Source organism: Bacillus sp. NTK034, assembly GCF_017303275.1.
Taxonomy (GTDB): Bacteria; Bacillota; Bacilli; order Bacillales; family Cytobacillaceae; genus Cytobacillus.
Genome location: NZ_JAFKOJ010000001.1, coordinates 942,419 through 956,699, shown reverse-complemented (window position 1 = coordinate 956,699; position 14,281 = coordinate 942,419). Strand labels below are relative to the sequence as shown.

15 protein-coding genes are annotated in these 14,281 nt (G+C 41.6%); all 15 read right to left on the bottom strand.

All coding sequences use genetic code 11. The annotated features are described in order from the left end of the window. Positions 1–112 precede the first annotated feature (112 nt). The 15 genes from JI665_RS04815 to JI665_RS04745 all read right to left on the bottom strand — a co-directional run bounded on the left by JI665_RS04815 (position 113) and on the right by JI665_RS04745 (position 14,224). The gene (locus tag JI665_RS04815) at positions 113–1,036 is read right to left on the bottom strand and encodes an NAD(P)-dependent oxidoreductase (RefSeq protein ID WP_206836960.1); all 924 of its coding nucleotides are present in this window, start codon (positions 1,034–1,036) and stop codon (positions 113–115) included. Next, positions 1,033–1,794, bottom strand: a complete 762-nt coding sequence (locus tag JI665_RS04810; protein WP_206836957.1) for a hydroxypyruvate isomerase family protein — start codon at positions 1,792–1,794, stop codon at positions 1,033–1,035. Before JI665_RS04810 ends, JI665_RS04815 begins: the two co-directional genes overlap by 4 nt. Positions 1,795–1,830: 36 nt before the next feature. Next, on the bottom strand, positions 1,831–2,700 hold the full coding sequence (locus tag JI665_RS04805; RefSeq protein WP_206836954.1) for an MBL fold metallo-hydrolase: 870 nt from the start codon (positions 2,698–2,700) through the stop codon (positions 1,831–1,833). A 109-nt stretch (positions 2,701–2,809) separates the two neighbouring features. Continuing rightward, positions 2,810–4,420 (bottom strand): glycoside hydrolase family 43 protein, encoded by a 1,611-nt coding sequence (locus JI665_RS04800; RefSeq protein ID WP_206836951.1) that lies wholly within the window; start codon positions 4,418–4,420, stop codon positions 2,810–2,812. 28 nt (positions 4,421–4,448) lie between these two features. Further along, entirely contained in the window at positions 4,449–5,111 is a 663-nt protein-coding gene (locus tag JI665_RS04795; RefSeq protein ID WP_206836948.1) for a YesL family protein, read from the bottom strand. Positions 5,112–5,138: 27 nt separating this feature from the next. Further along, complete coding sequence (locus JI665_RS04790; protein WP_206836945.1) at positions 5,139–6,038, bottom strand: carbohydrate ABC transporter permease; 900 nt, start codon at positions 6,036–6,038, stop codon at positions 5,139–5,141. Between the two features lie 18 nt (positions 6,039–6,056). After that, positions 6,057–6,932, bottom strand: a complete 876-nt coding sequence (locus JI665_RS04785; protein WP_206836941.1) for a carbohydrate ABC transporter permease — start codon at positions 6,930–6,932, stop codon at positions 6,057–6,059. Positions 6,933–7,008: 76 nt separating this feature from the next. After that, positions 7,009–8,322 carry an extracellular solute-binding protein gene (locus tag JI665_RS04780; RefSeq protein WP_206836938.1) on the bottom strand — a complete coding sequence of 438 codons (1,314 nt, stop codon included), beginning with the start codon at positions 8,320–8,322 and terminating at the stop codon, positions 7,009–7,011. A gap of 100 nt (positions 8,323–8,422) precedes the next feature. Continuing rightward, a complete protein-coding gene (locus tag JI665_RS04775; RefSeq protein ID WP_206836935.1) occupies positions 8,423–9,214 on the bottom strand; it encodes a response regulator transcription factor in 792 nt (263 codons plus the stop codon). Continuing rightward, positions 9,183–10,967: a sensor histidine kinase gene (locus tag JI665_RS04770; RefSeq protein WP_206836932.1), complete on the bottom strand. Its 1,785-nt coding sequence runs from the start codon at positions 10,965–10,967 to the stop codon at positions 9,183–9,185. The genes JI665_RS04775 and JI665_RS04770 overlap by 32 nt, the downstream gene beginning before the upstream one ends. Before the next feature lie 196 nt (positions 10,968–11,163). Then, positions 11,164–11,637: a RidA family protein gene (locus JI665_RS04765; protein ID WP_206836929.1), complete on the bottom strand. Its 474-nt coding sequence runs from the start codon at positions 11,635–11,637 to the stop codon at positions 11,164–11,166. A gap of 307 nt (positions 11,638–11,944) precedes the next feature. Further along, positions 11,945–12,295 carry a 2Fe-2S iron-sulfur cluster-binding protein gene (locus tag JI665_RS04760; RefSeq protein ID WP_206836926.1) on the bottom strand — a complete coding sequence of 117 codons (351 nt, stop codon included), beginning with the start codon at positions 12,293–12,295 and terminating at the stop codon, positions 11,945–11,947. Positions 12,296–12,389: 94 nt separating this feature from the next. Continuing rightward, complete coding sequence (locus tag JI665_RS04755; RefSeq protein ID WP_206836923.1) at positions 12,390–13,076, bottom strand: GntR family transcriptional regulator; 687 nt, start codon at positions 13,074–13,076, stop codon at positions 12,390–12,392. 24 nt (positions 13,077–13,100) lie between these two features. Continuing rightward, the gene (locus tag JI665_RS04750) at positions 13,101–13,631 is read right to left on the bottom strand and encodes a chromate transporter (protein WP_206836920.1); all 531 of its coding nucleotides are present in this window, start codon (positions 13,629–13,631) and stop codon (positions 13,101–13,103) included. Continuing rightward, positions 13,628–14,224, bottom strand: coding sequence for a chromate transporter (locus JI665_RS04745; RefSeq protein WP_206836917.1), 597 nt, complete (start codon positions 14,222–14,224; stop codon positions 13,628–13,630). The genes JI665_RS04750 and JI665_RS04745 overlap by 4 nt, the downstream gene beginning before the upstream one ends. Positions 14,225–14,281 lie beyond the last annotated feature (57 nt).

Below are 14,281 nucleotides of genomic sequence, written 5' to 3'. Positions count from 1 at the left end.
ATCGGAAAGTTCCGGTTTTTATCGTCGGGGTATAAATTATATCATCCTGAATTTGCACATCCCAGCATTCAGTTTGTTCACAGTGCATTCTGCTATACATATCAAATGAATGCTAATAACCAAGCCTTTCTGTGTCCGATGATGACTTCTTTCTCTTCACAATAATTCCTGTCTCTTCCTCCAGCGCCTTTATTACTGCCGACATATCCTGGTCGCAGCGGCCTTGCTCAGCTGCTGTCTGGAATGCTTTTTCGGCCATCTGACCTGTAAATCTGCTTAGGCCAGCTTCCATTAAAAGCTGGTTGGCGAGCCGGACATCCTTATGGACATATTTCACTGCCCCTCCTGGTGTGAATTGGCGGTCGAATACATATTGTTCCATATGCCTGCGCAGGATTTTGCTGTCGCCATAGCTTGCCTTCAGGACTTTCAAGAGCAGTTCGGAGTCCAGTCCATAGGCAGATCCGGCTACCATTGCCTCTGATGCAGCCAGAGAGTGTACAGCAACAAGATACTGATTAATCAGCTTGGCAATGCTGCCTGAACCCGAAGGTCCCAGATATTCTATTGTGTCACCGAGCACCTTCAGTACCGGCTTAACTTTTTGAAAAGCCTCTTTCTCACCGCCTGCCATGATCGTTAATTTCCCGCTTTCAGCTCCTTCTGGACCGCCGCTAACCGGACAATCCAGATAACTGATCTTTTTGGCATAAGACATCTCAAAGATTGTTTTACTCGTGTCGGCCCCTACTGATGTAAAGTCAATGCATATCGTTCCGGGCTGAGCACTATGAATGATCCCCTCTTTACCTGTATAGACGTTCAGAACATCGTCTGGCATAGAAAGACATGTACACACAACTTGACTTTGATTGGCCAGGCAGCTGATCGTTTCCGAATATATGGCTCCCAGCTCAATAAGGGGCTGTGCTTTTTCAATTGTGCGATTATGAACCATGACGTGAAAGCCATTGTCCAGAAGACGCTTAACCATTCGCGAACCCATTACTCCTGTACCAATAAATCCAATCTTCATGGTGTCACCCCTTTCATCCAAGCAAAACTTCCTTCACTTCTGCCTTGTGGATTATATTCAAGACCAATCAAGCCTCGGTAGTGTTTACTCAAATATTGAAGGATTTCGGTATAATTTATTTCGCCAGTCCCCGGCTGCTGTCTGCCCGGATGGTCAGCAATTTGCACATGCGAAACCATCTCAGCGTATTTTTGATACACGGAAAGAGAATGGCCATGAATTCTTTCGATATGGTAAAAGTCGAATTGAAGCTTCACATTAGGCAAACCGACAAGCTGGATAATGCCGGCAGCCTGCTTGAGATCACTTAAGAAATAACCAGGCATGTCGAATGGATTGATAGGCTCAATTAATAAAGTAATCCCGTGCTTAGACATTGCAGTGCCCGCATAAAAGAGATTTTCAACAAACACTTCCCAATTATTATCCGGGTGTATCCCTGCCATGCAATGTATCTTTTTAACTCCAAGGCCATTCGCATAACAGATTCCTCTTTCAACTGATTTTCTAAATTCCTTTATGCGCGACGGGTCTGCCGCCAGTCCCCTGTCACCATCTTCCCAATGACCTGCCGGCAGGTTTATTAAGACCATTGATAAATTATTATTCTCAAGCTCATTCCTGACTTCTTCTATTGTATATACATATGGAAACTGGCACTCCACATAAACAAAACCAGCTTCACGGGCTTTTTTGAACCGATCCAAAAAAGGAACTTCTGTAAAAACAGTTGATAGATTAACAGAGTAATTATTCATGACACCCTCCCTTAAAAAGGATTTTTGATTTACAAATTAATCTGCATAAGTTATTTGCAAATCATAACCATTTGCAAAGTACTGTATCGTTTCAAGCTCATTGTCATTCAGTTCACGATTGACATAGGATTGATAGGCATTCTTCATTTCTTCCATCTGCCCTTCGAATTCTTTTGTAAGCTGTGCAGACTTCCGCATTAAGGCCGCTTCCTCCTGGTACTCTGACTTTGAGATGGCAGTCCCGTGGGATAAAATATATGTATCTGCATCAAACTGATCCAGTGCATCCATTAGCTGAAGTACGCGGTCTGCTGTGTAATTCCATTTACTTGCGTAAAGATTCGCGTATATCGCATCACCTAAAAATAATATTTTTTCTTCCTTTATATATACCACCACCGAATCTGAAGAATGGTCCCCGCCGACTTGCTGCAGCTGGCAAGTCACTCCGCCAAGATCTATTTCAAGCTTTTTCTCGAACGTAATATCTGGAAGTTTAATTTTAATGCTTCGATCTTTACCATACTCTTTTTTAATGGCGTTCGCGCAAAATTCTATTTCAGCCCCGCTCTCCACACGCTCATCCAATGCATCATCTGTCCATCGATAAGGGATTAGTTTTTCCATTTCCGCTTTGGTGAGGCACGAAGCTACAGATGGAATATCCAGTGCAGGCAGGCCGAAAATATGATCCCAGTGCCAATGAGTCAGAACCACCATCGTGGGTGAAGGTATTCGCTGCTTCTCCAGCTCGCTTAAAAACAATTGGGCATGAGCTTCAGAATTGCCTGCATCAATCATCATAGTCATTCGATCTCCAACCACTGCCCCTAAAATGGGACGGTCTGTTTCGGAAACAGGAGTTTGATACCAAACCCTGCGATTAAGTTTTTCAAATGTTTGCATAATATCCTCCCTATGTTTCTTCGTACATTAATTCGGTAAAAATGAAAAGATTCCTTTTTCTCTATTATATAGAAAAAAGCTGCTCAATACCTGAGCAGCCCAATTTACATTAAGATTCGCCTCTATATACAAAATAATCAAAATCAGCAAACTGATTTTGGCCGGAAGTGTCCTGACATTGCATGCCGACGAATGCGCCTGTAAAAAACCCGCCGCCCTTTATGTAATCATCCGATAACTTATGGGATTGGAAAGGAACTGCAAGTTTGGTCCAATTCTCACCGTCGAATGAATAAGAATAATTATATTCATGTATATGGACATTAACACGCAGGTAAACATATTTCACTTCTGCCGGGATTTCTATTTCATTCCCTTTTAACGGCTGAGAGAATGTCAAATTATCGCATGAAACTAATTCAAGGATTCGTCCTTTATCTTCATTCCAGCTGACCTGGCAGGATGTCCAGTTTTCAGTATTATAATAATTGACGAGCCCGGCAGATTGCTGGAAGGTTTGGGGCTCAAATGCCACCTTAGTTTCAGCAGTAAAAGAAAAGTGCTGCCATCTCCTCGCTATGAAAGCCTGTGTAAATTTGGATGTTAAGCTTTCTTTCCCATATAACCGAAGATGGCCCGGGTTATCCTTCAATGAAACAATATGGTCTCCAAGTGGAATCCTTAAATTCTGGAAATGAAGGTTTAAAGTTTCACTATCAAAATCGTCTTTTTCTGGAAAATCTCTTTCCCACTTTGCTTCCTTAATCTTTGGACCTTCTATTTCAAGGGAAGGCTCGTTCCCGCCAGTTACATAAGGCCAGTCATTCTTCCATTCCAGCCTTTGTATGGCCGTCTCTCTTCCTAGAGGACAATAACCGCGCGGGTCAAGTAAGGGATGACCCTCTCTTGTTAAGGGGCGTCCTGTAAGATGGACAAGAAACCATTCACCTGTGTGAGTTTGTACCATTGAGGCGTGACCAGCCTTTTGCAGAGGGTTCCTCGGTGACCCGAAAGATGAAATAAGCGGATTTTCAGGGTGTACTTCATATGGCCCCCTTATATTTTTTGATCTCGCAATGGTGGCCTGGTGATCATATTTTGTTCCGCCTTCAGCAGTCAGCAAATAATAATAACCATTGATTTTATACAAATGCGGAGCTTCTGTCAGTTTGATATCAGTCCCCTTGAAGATTACCTCCGCTTTCCCTGTCAGCCTTTGTTTCCGTTCGTCATATTCCTGCAAAGCGATTCCGTAAAAATTGTGATGGCCGGCACGGTGATCCCACACCATGTTGACCAAATATTTTTTCCCGTCCTCATCGTGGAACATAGAAGGGTCAAACCCTGAACTATTTAAATAAACAGGATCAGACCATGCCCCTTCAACGCTATCACATACTGAAAGGTAATTATGGCAATCCTTCCACTGGCCATCCACCACTTTTACATCCGTATAAATAAGCCAGAACTGACCATCATGATAGGATAAAGCAGGTGCCCAAACCCCGCCTGAATCCGGATTTCCTGTCATATTCAGCTGGCTTATCCGGTTTAATGGCCTTGCAGCCAGACGCCAATTTTTCAGATCCTTAGAATGATAGATTCCAACACCTGGAAACCACTCAAAAGTGGAAACAGCAATATAATAATCTTCTCCCACCCGGCATATGCTCGGATCAGGATTAAATCCTGTTAAAATCGGATTGCGTATGAGTGCCATTTGTCCACACCTTTCATTTTATAATTGCTTAAATATGTCTGCTTAAGCCCGAATACCTGAACGGTTCAGGCTGCCGGTGATTTTGCCTCGCTTCAATTTTCCTAAAACTGGACATTCCCCCATACATCAGAATCCAAGTAATGGAAACAGCGCTAAAGAAGGGAATAAATGCAGGACTGTTCAGCAGCAGAAAAATAATCGATCCGGCAGAGGCTGCTAAAATTAGGGTAAGAGGCAGGTTCAGGATTCCAAACAGACATGAATTTTTTATATATTCGGTTACTCTTAAATCGTAATGTACATAAACCGGAAAAAGATACATCAGAGTAATGAAATAGAGAGCAGATATAATCAGCAGCGGTACAAAAAATAGCAGCTGCAGACCCCCTTCTAATCCATTTACAAAAAGTAAATCCAAAAGAATGATCCCCGCGCAGATGACAAGTATGAAACCAAGCAAATTAGATTTAGCGAATTCCTTTTTATAGATTGATAGGAAGGTATCCCAAACAGGCACTTCTGTCTGTTTCATCTGCCACTTGCGTACGATAGTGAAAAGGGATGCGGTTGCCGGCATAAAGCCAAATACAATTAACCCCGCCACCGTAAATAAAAGCCAGAGCAAGTTAACATAAGCAAGCTTCATGATCCATTCGCATATTGTAAATAGCTTGCCCAGAGTATTATGCATTTTTATGACCTCCTCTGCTTTTAATCATTAGCCTTTAACCGAGCCAGATGCTATCCCCGCAACGATGCGATTGCTTAATATCAGAAAGGCGATTAATATTGGCAGGATGCTTATGACCAGCGTGGCACCGATAGCCCCCCAATCCGTAGTATACTGGCCAATGAAATTCTGGATTCCAACAGTGAGTGTCTTAAAGCTATCCGAACTGATAAATGTATTCACAAAAACAAATTCATTCCAGTTATAGATCATATTAATAATCGCAGCCGTTGCCATTACCGGCATCGTCATAGGCAGTGTTATTTTAAAGAAAATGTGATGAATGGATGCCCCATCCATAACTGCTGCTTCTTCTACCTCCCTTGGCAAAGCTTCATAAAAGCCCAATAAAATCATAATGGTGATTGGAAGGTTAAAAGCTGTGTAAGTTAGAATAATGGATAGCGGATTATCAATCAGATTGATAGTGGTAAAAGTGCTGAATAAAGGAATCAATGTTGAATGGACCGGTATCATTAAACCGACCATAAACAGTCCCAGCACCAGTCTGCTGCCTTTCCAATGCATTCTTGTAATGGCAAAAGTGACCATGCTGGCTAAAACAACAGTCAGAATGACAGCTGCAAGGGTGTACGTTACACTATTTATAAAATAGAGGCTGATGTTTCCTTCCGTCCAAACCTTTGCGTAATTTTCCCATTTAGGGCTTTCAGGCAATGAGAATGGAGACCTATTGAATACTTCCTGGTTGTTTTTCAAGGAAAAAAGAAATAGCCAGATAATCGGGAAAATCTGAAACACGGCGACAAGAACCAGGAACACATACATAATGCCATATGCTATACGGTTCATGATCGGTTTTGAGACAAGCTTTGTGACAAGTCCATTTCCTAAACGCGGAGTGCCATCAGGTTTTACTGTTTCCATACCTTTTCCTCCCTTCCATTAATAGATATCTTCATTAGCAGCTGTAAATCTGCGGATGATGTAGGTAACAACAAGACAAATGACCAGCAGAAAAAATCCGATGGCACTTGCATATCCAAAGTCAAAGCCTTTAAATGCTTTTTGATACATATAAGACGCCATTACTTCGCTTGCTCCATTCGGACCGCCTCCAGTCATGACATAGATCAGGTCAAAGTATTTCAGCGAGCCTACGGCTGCCAAAACAATTGTTACTTTAATTACATTTAGAATCAAAGGAAGCTTTATTTTAAGGGCAATCTGCCAGGGAGAAGCCCCGTCAATTCTTGCTGCTTCAACAAGTGTTTCTGGAATATTTTTTAATGCTGCATAATAAATGAGAATGTAAAAACCGGCGTATTGCCATATAATTGGTATAATGATGGCATAGAGTGCGAGATTGGCGTCCGCAAGCCATGCAGGCGGATCTTCAATACCAATAGCCATTAACACTGTGTTCAGCATGCCATTTGAAGGGTGGTATATCTTCATCCAAAGCTGTGCAATTGCGACTGATGCCAGCAGCATGGGGATCAGGTATATCTTCCTTAATAAATCTGCACCTTTGATTTTTGAGGCGAGGATAATCGAAATGAACAAGTAACCAATCAGACTTAATGCTGAAAACAGGGCCAGCAAAAAGGAATGCAATGCACTTTTCCAAAAGAGTGCATCTTTCATCAATACCTTGTAATTCTTTAAGCCGATGAAGTCCATTTCTCCAATGCCATTCCATTTCATTAAACCATAGTAGCCTGTCTGCACAATCGGCACATAGATCAGCGCAAGGACCAGGAAAAGGGCAGGTGTGATGTACAGTGCAATGACTTTTTTATTGGACAGCACTTTATTCATTTCATTTCAGCTCCTTCCTGTTAAAATTAGAAAGGATATACCCCATCAGCAGATATATCCTTTTCCGGGAATGCTGTTAATTTCCTTCCTCAGCTTTAAGAGCCTCTTCATGCTGTTTGGCATAATCAGCTGGTTTTACTTCATTGCCGAACAGTGATTGGATAAGGTTTAAATGTGTTTCTGCAACCGAAGCACTCATTTGGACATCAGCAAATAAGGTTAAGCTGCTGGCTTTATTTAACTCGTTTAAGACATCAATATACAGGTCCGGAAGATCCACTTTACCGGTATCAACCTTCGTCGCAGGAATTACACCCGCTTTTTCAACAGATTGCTCTCCCCACTTTTCAACAAAGAACTTTACAAATTCTTTTGATTCATCTTTAACCTTTGAATTCTCAGCTACGAATAACCCTACTCCCGGGCCGCCCACCCAGCTGTCGATATTTCCTTTGCCGCCTTCAACGGTCGGGAATTTAAAGAATCCAACGCTATCCCTGAAATCCTGGGGAATTTCTTCATTCGTCGTAAAATTAGGGAGCTCCCAGGTTCCCATAAGATACATTGCCGCATTGCCGTTCAGGAACTCAGCCTTTCCTTCGTCATTTGAAAGTCCATTATAGCCTTTATTAAATGCGTTCTCTTTGACAAGGTTTTGAATTTCTTCAGCTGCTGATACCAGTGCCAGATCTTCGAACGAACCGGAGCGGTCAATGGCTTTATTTAGAACTTCAGCCCCGCCAATTCGGTCTGCCAGATACATGTACCACAAGGATCCTGTCCAGCGGTCCTTATTTCCAAGTGCAATCGGGGCAACACCGTTGTCTGTCAATGTCTTAACAATGTCTTCAAATTCACTGTAAGTTTGGGGGACATCAAGATTATATTTCTCAAAAATTTCCTTATTGTAGTAAATAGGTGCAATGTTCAGCTCAAGAGGCAACCCATAGGTTTTGCCATCGAGAGCGTAAGCTTCCGTAGTCCCACTGACAAAAGACTCCTTTAAACCATCATTTAATACATCATCCAGCTCTGCAAATAGATTGCCCTTTACAAATGGAGTCATATATCCCGCTGCCCAGGTAAACCCTACATCCGGCAATTCATTAGAAGATGAAAGGACCTTGATTTTATTTTTGTACTGTTCATTTTCCAGAACTTCGACTTCAATTTTCACATCTTCATGCTCAGCTTCATATTGATCAATAATGTCTGTGACAATCTGATTTTGCTGCTTGGAGCTTCCTGCCGGCCACAAGTGCATGAATTTAATAGTTTTTTTGGAACCGTTATCACCGCTTGCAGTATCGGTGTTTCCGCTGCATCCTGTCAGTGCTGCTGCCAGGATAAGCACTCCAATAAGTAATAATGAATGCGCTTTCTTAAACATTTTCCAACCCCCTATTTCTCGATTATTCTAACAATTCTAATGATAACACCACTAAAAAATCGCGGTAAGGTAACCGCGATTGGGAAAAATTCCACTATCTTTAGATAGGAGTTTCATCAAGTTCAGTCATCTTCCGGTATTTTCCTGGGGTCACACCTTCCGAATCCTTAAAAAGCTTAATAAAGTACTTGGATGTTTGATACCCAGCTTGCCTGGCCACTTCATCTATCCGCAAATCCGTGGTTATGAGCAGCTTTTTCGCCAATTGCAGCCTTTTCCTTGTCAAATATTCACTAAAGGTAATGCTTGTCTGCTCTTTAAACATTACACTGAAATAACTGGCATTTAGGTGCACGGCATCAGCGACTTCTTTAAGAGAAATTTGTTCCGGAAGGTTTTCGTTCACATAAGCAATGGCCTGTTTGACAGATGAATTTACATACTCTTTTTTTGCTTCCAGTTCTAACAGGCCCTGGTCTGCGACTTTCTCCAAATAATCTGCCCTGGCCATATGTTCTTCGGTTTCAAGTGCCTCTTCAATAGCCTTTAAAAGACTTCCCTTCCGCAGTGGTTTGACCAGATAGTTGAGAACACCGAGCCGGATGGCTTCCTGGGCATATTCAAAATCAGGATAGCCTGAAATAATCATGACAGCCGGCTTGTATCCTTGGTTTCTAATGTTTTTCAGCAGTGCCAATCCAGTCATTTCTGGCATGCATATATCTGTAATAAGCAGGTTCACTTTGGTCCTCCTGAATAACTCTAAAGCTTCATGCCCATCAGCTGCGCTTAGAATCTCACATCTCCCTGCTGCCCATCCTTCCAGTGTCTTTTTCAGCCCCTGTCTTGTTGTTTCTTCATCATCCACAATTAAGATTATCTTTGTATTCACATTTATTTCCCTCCCCCGCAGGTATCTCGAATACAACTTTAGTGCCTGAACCCAACTCACTTTCCAGATGAAGTCCGCCAAGAGAATAGGCATCATAATAAAGGCTAAGCCTTTTGTTAACGTTTGTCAGCGCCATCCCGATCCCTTTAAATGAAGAAACATTCTCTTTTTTTATCTCTTCGTTTAACTGATGAAGCTCGGTCTGATCAATACCCGGGCCGTTATCCTGCACCGTAATTTTGATTGAGTCCCCACCGGCTGATTCTTCTAATTTGATAAGGACAGTTCCTTGTATTCTCTTATTTTCAATTCCATGCTGTATAGCATTTTCAACTAATGGCTGTAAAATCAGTTTTGGTATTTTCACACCAAGGAGCTTGGGCGATGCAGCAATTTTCCATAACAGTCTTTCGCCAAGCCGCATTTTCATTAGGCGCATATACCGTTCAATATGATCAAGTTCATCATGTATGGTAACCCATTCAGCTGAGCTGCGATTCCCGATTGTATATCGGAAAAGTTCCGACATTGAAATGACAATCTCAGCCAATTCCTCTTCCTCTTTCTCCTCCAGGGACCAGTAAAGTGCGTTTAAAGTATTGTAAAGAAAATGCGGATCAATTTGGGCCTGCAGTGCCTTCAGTTCAGTTCGGGACCGGAGCAATTCTTTTTCATATACAACTTGTATTAAGTGGTTGGTCCTTTCAACCATTTTATTGTAGGTGTTATTTAATTCAATAAATTCAAGTGAGGAATTACTCTCAGGATTCAGTTTTAATTCATCCATTCTGGCATTTTTCATCGTTTTAGTCAGTTTCTTAATCGGTCTGGTGATCATGGTGGCAAGCACTATGGAGGAAATGACAAATAAAAAGAATCCAATGGAAACTGCTAAAATGATTACAGCACGAACTTTTGAAACGCCCTGCAGCAAAAAACTCATCGGCTTCAGGATGACAAAAGTCCAGCCTGTCAGAGCTGACTTTTCGGTAACAGCCATATATTCCTGATTCTGGATCATAATCGATTTTTCCTCTTGCTGGATAATGCTTTTTATGTCAAGTCCATAATCATAGGTAATAGGGGTTAAGTCACGATCAAGAAGCATCATATAATCATTATTTCCGTTTTCTTCCTTATTTCCCTGTACCTGAAAATAACTGTTGGAAATACGTACGACAAGATAACCGCCATTCGTGAACCAGCGATCCATCAGACTGACTCTCCGTATGGCAGCAGAATAGCTGCTGTTCCCCTGATCCTTCCCTGTCCAAACAAGCTTCCCCTTTTCCTTGTCAGCCGCTTTTACCCACTTTGACTCGACGACTTTAAAAATATTTTTCCCATCGAATGGATAAATCCTTTTGCCTTCTGCATTATACAGTTCAATTGATGATATTCCATCTGAGTATGCATATGTATTATTGATGATTTTTATCAGGGATTCCAATTTTCCATAATCCATGCTTTCCCCTTCAAGCATCTTTAGCAGCATCTGCTGAACAGTACTATTTGTCATGAGCTGATTAGTCAGAGTATCAATTTGTTTATAAAGCGTTTCCATTCTTCCGTTGGCTTCTGCAGCGGTTTGCTGAACCTGGCGTTCTGCATTTTGCCTGAAAAAGCCGCCTAATTGGTCATAGACAACGATTGAAACAAATGACAGGACAAACAGCATGACGCTTAAAAACACTGCTAGAATCTGGTTCCGGAGTGTATTGAATTTTTTAAAATAAGAAAGAAAGCTCTTCATATGAATCACCTATTCTCAGGTTATCTTATATATTTATTTAAATATAGCAGATTTAAAGCTGGATAACATGAAAACCCTTACATATATTTATTTGAGCTTACATCCTCCTTTATCCTTTTTGAAAACATACTAGCATTTTATTTATGGAGCATAAATAGAAAAACTGCTCAATACATGAGCAGCCCTTGTTTGGAAGTTATTCTATTTCAACGATCATTTCAATTTCTACAGGGGCTCCGCCTGGAAGGGATGCTAGCCCCACTGCTTTGCGGGCATGTCCATTTTCCTTGCCGAAAATGTCATGAAGCAAATCTGATGCAGCATTAATGACCATAGGATGATAATTAAAGTCGCTTGTTGAGGCAACGTATCCATCCATTTTGATGATTCTTTTTACTTTATTTAAATCTCCAATGATTCCTTGAAGGGCTGCCAGCAAATTCAGCGTACAAATACGTGCCGCATCCTTTGCTTCTTCGATCGAGATGTTTGCCCCGACAATACCTGCATACTTTTGCGCACCATCTACTCTTGGTGTTTGTCCGGATAAAAAGACTATATTGCCAGAGATAACGCCCGGTTCAAAAGGCATTCCGATATCAGCTAAGACAGGGAGCTGGATATTCAGCTCTTCCATTCTTTCTTCTATTCCCTTTTTTACCCCTTTCATGGCTATGCCTCCTGGGAAACACTTTGTTTTAATGAAGAATATAGTTGTTTAGTGAATTTAAATGAGCGGTGAGTATAATAGACTTTGGCGAAAGCATGATTTTCACAAAGTGAGCATTTGATTTCATATGGAGCTTTTCGAATATGAGGAGTTTTTAATATTTGCATGGCTTCTTTCAAGTGTGTACTGCAAACCCACATAATGTCACCTTCTTCTATTTTATTGGGATTCTATATACTTTACATTCTGTAACGGGCTAACGCCGTTGGTTTCGTTTCGTCCATTACAGAATGCAGTATCTGTAATCTCATTTTCCTGTTGTAACGGTTTGCTTTAATTTATCCGGCTTTCTCTTTTTCACCTGATCTGTCACTTCATCGTCCCATGAAATGGTGATATCCCCGTTTGTAACAAATGTCTGGCAGCCTAAACGATAGCCTTTCTCCAGCCACTCTTCACCCAGCTTTCTTCTTTCCTGGATTTTTACGTTGTCCAGGTTTTCTGCTCCTGCTTCGGTTTTAAAAACACAAGTGCCGCAAATTCCGCCGCCGCAGCGATTTGGCAGATCTCCATCATAGCGGAGCGACATTCGTAATATATTAGAATCCTCAGGCACTTCCAGAGTTTTGTTGCTGTTGACAAAATGGATGTTCGGCATGAATGAATTCCTCCCTGTAATTTCGCTTCTTGGTTCTTGGTATACAATATACCATAAATTTAATATTCAGACAATACTAAACTTTTTAATTTTTTTAGTTTTTAATAGTCCCTCTCTTTTTAATTCGGTTCACATAGGCCATGTACGCCTTTTTCGAATTCTCAATATGAATCCTCATCAGGTATTCAGCTATTTCGGCATCTTTATCGCGCAGTGCCCTCATTATATCGATATGTTCTTTTAAGGAGTCCTTCCTTCTTCCTGGTGTTTCATATCCCATATTGGCCGCCATATGAATAAAATCGATCAACCCTGATAGGATTTCATATAGTTTTGGACTTTTGGATGCCTTATTAATCAGCCTGTTCATTTGAATATGTTCGGAATTGAAGTTTTCTTCATCCTGTTCACTTAACTCCATCAGTTCCTTAATTTTGAGATCCAGTTCTTTTTGAGTAGCTGTATCCATTCTTTGTGCTGCCAGCTTTACAGCCAGTACTTCCAGGGAAGAAAGAATCGTAAATACCTCCAATACTTCATCCTCTGAAATATTGGAGATGACGACCCCTTTTCTGGGAACTGTTTTCACGAAACCTTGAGATTCCAGCCTGAACAGAGCCTCCCGAATCGGTGTGCGGCTAATGTTGAGCTTGGCTGCAAGCTCTCTTTCTACCAGTCTGTCTCCTGCCTGGTATTCTCCTTCTAAAATGAGTTTTTTCAGGTACAAATACGCATGTTCGCGTATGGATATTAAGTTGTTTTCCTCCCATGTTCTATCCATTTTTTCACCTCCTATTTTTATAGGTTAAGATAAAAAGATCCCTCCATAAAATAAAGCTCCAAATATAACAAGCGAAGGATGAACCTTGAATTTGATTAATGTTAAATAGCTAACCGCTGCAAGAAGTATAAGATGCAGCATTCCGCTGTTTTCAAAGGCTGTCAAAAAGAACTGGTAGGCCATGACAGCCAGGAGGACAGCAATGATCGGCTGTACGGATTTGGTCATTAGCTTCACTTTAGGGGAATCTTTGAATAAATTAACAAACTTAAACAGCGCAATGACAGCCAAAGCGGATGGAAGGATGGTAGCTGCTAAAGCTGCTGCCGCTCCTAAAACCCCGCCTAATTCATAGCCGATGAATCCGGCCATTTTCGTTGCTATGGGACCCGGCAGCGCATTGGCAATGGCGAGAACATCCCCAAATTCAGAGAGTGTCATCCAGTTATTGTTGTTCACTACTTCAATTTGAATGAGGGGAATCGTTGCTGGTCCCCCTCCGTAACCTAATAGATTCGCTACAAAAAATGCCCAAAAGATCTCCCAATATATCATGAACTTTTCTCCCTTACTGGCATGTACTCTTCAGTTGCCTTTTTATTCGCCTGTTCCTTCTGATGGGCAATATAAAATGCAGTGCTTAAGACTATCGCAATTAAAATACCGGGATGCCATTCCAAGAACTGAACAAATACCAGTGATACGGAAGCCAGTATGAGATTTTTCGGCACCCCTAAGCCCTGGCTTCCTTTCTGGTAAAAACGGTATGCCATCTCTGCCAGCATAAAGCCGATGACAGGTGTCACACCCTGCACCATTCCGTTTACAATCGGGGACTGGCGGAATGAGTATAAAACGCCAAGCAAAGCCAGCATGGCAATAATGGAGGGCAGGATATGCGTAAGGATGGCTACAGCGGCACCCATGCTGCCTTTCACTTTATAGCCGATATAGGCAGCCATTTTCGTAGCAATAGGTCCTGGCAGCGTATTAGCTAATGCCAGAATCTCCCCGAATTCCTCCTCCGTCATCCATTTATATTTCTTAACTGCTTCAAATTCAATCAAAGGTATTGTCGAAGGACCTCCTCCATACCCTGTCACACCGGTGCGTGCAAAACCAATCGCCAATTCAAGATAAGGCTTCATGAGTTCCTCCCCTTATTTAGGTGCTTTTGACTGAAGAAGGACCTCATTCCGCTATCT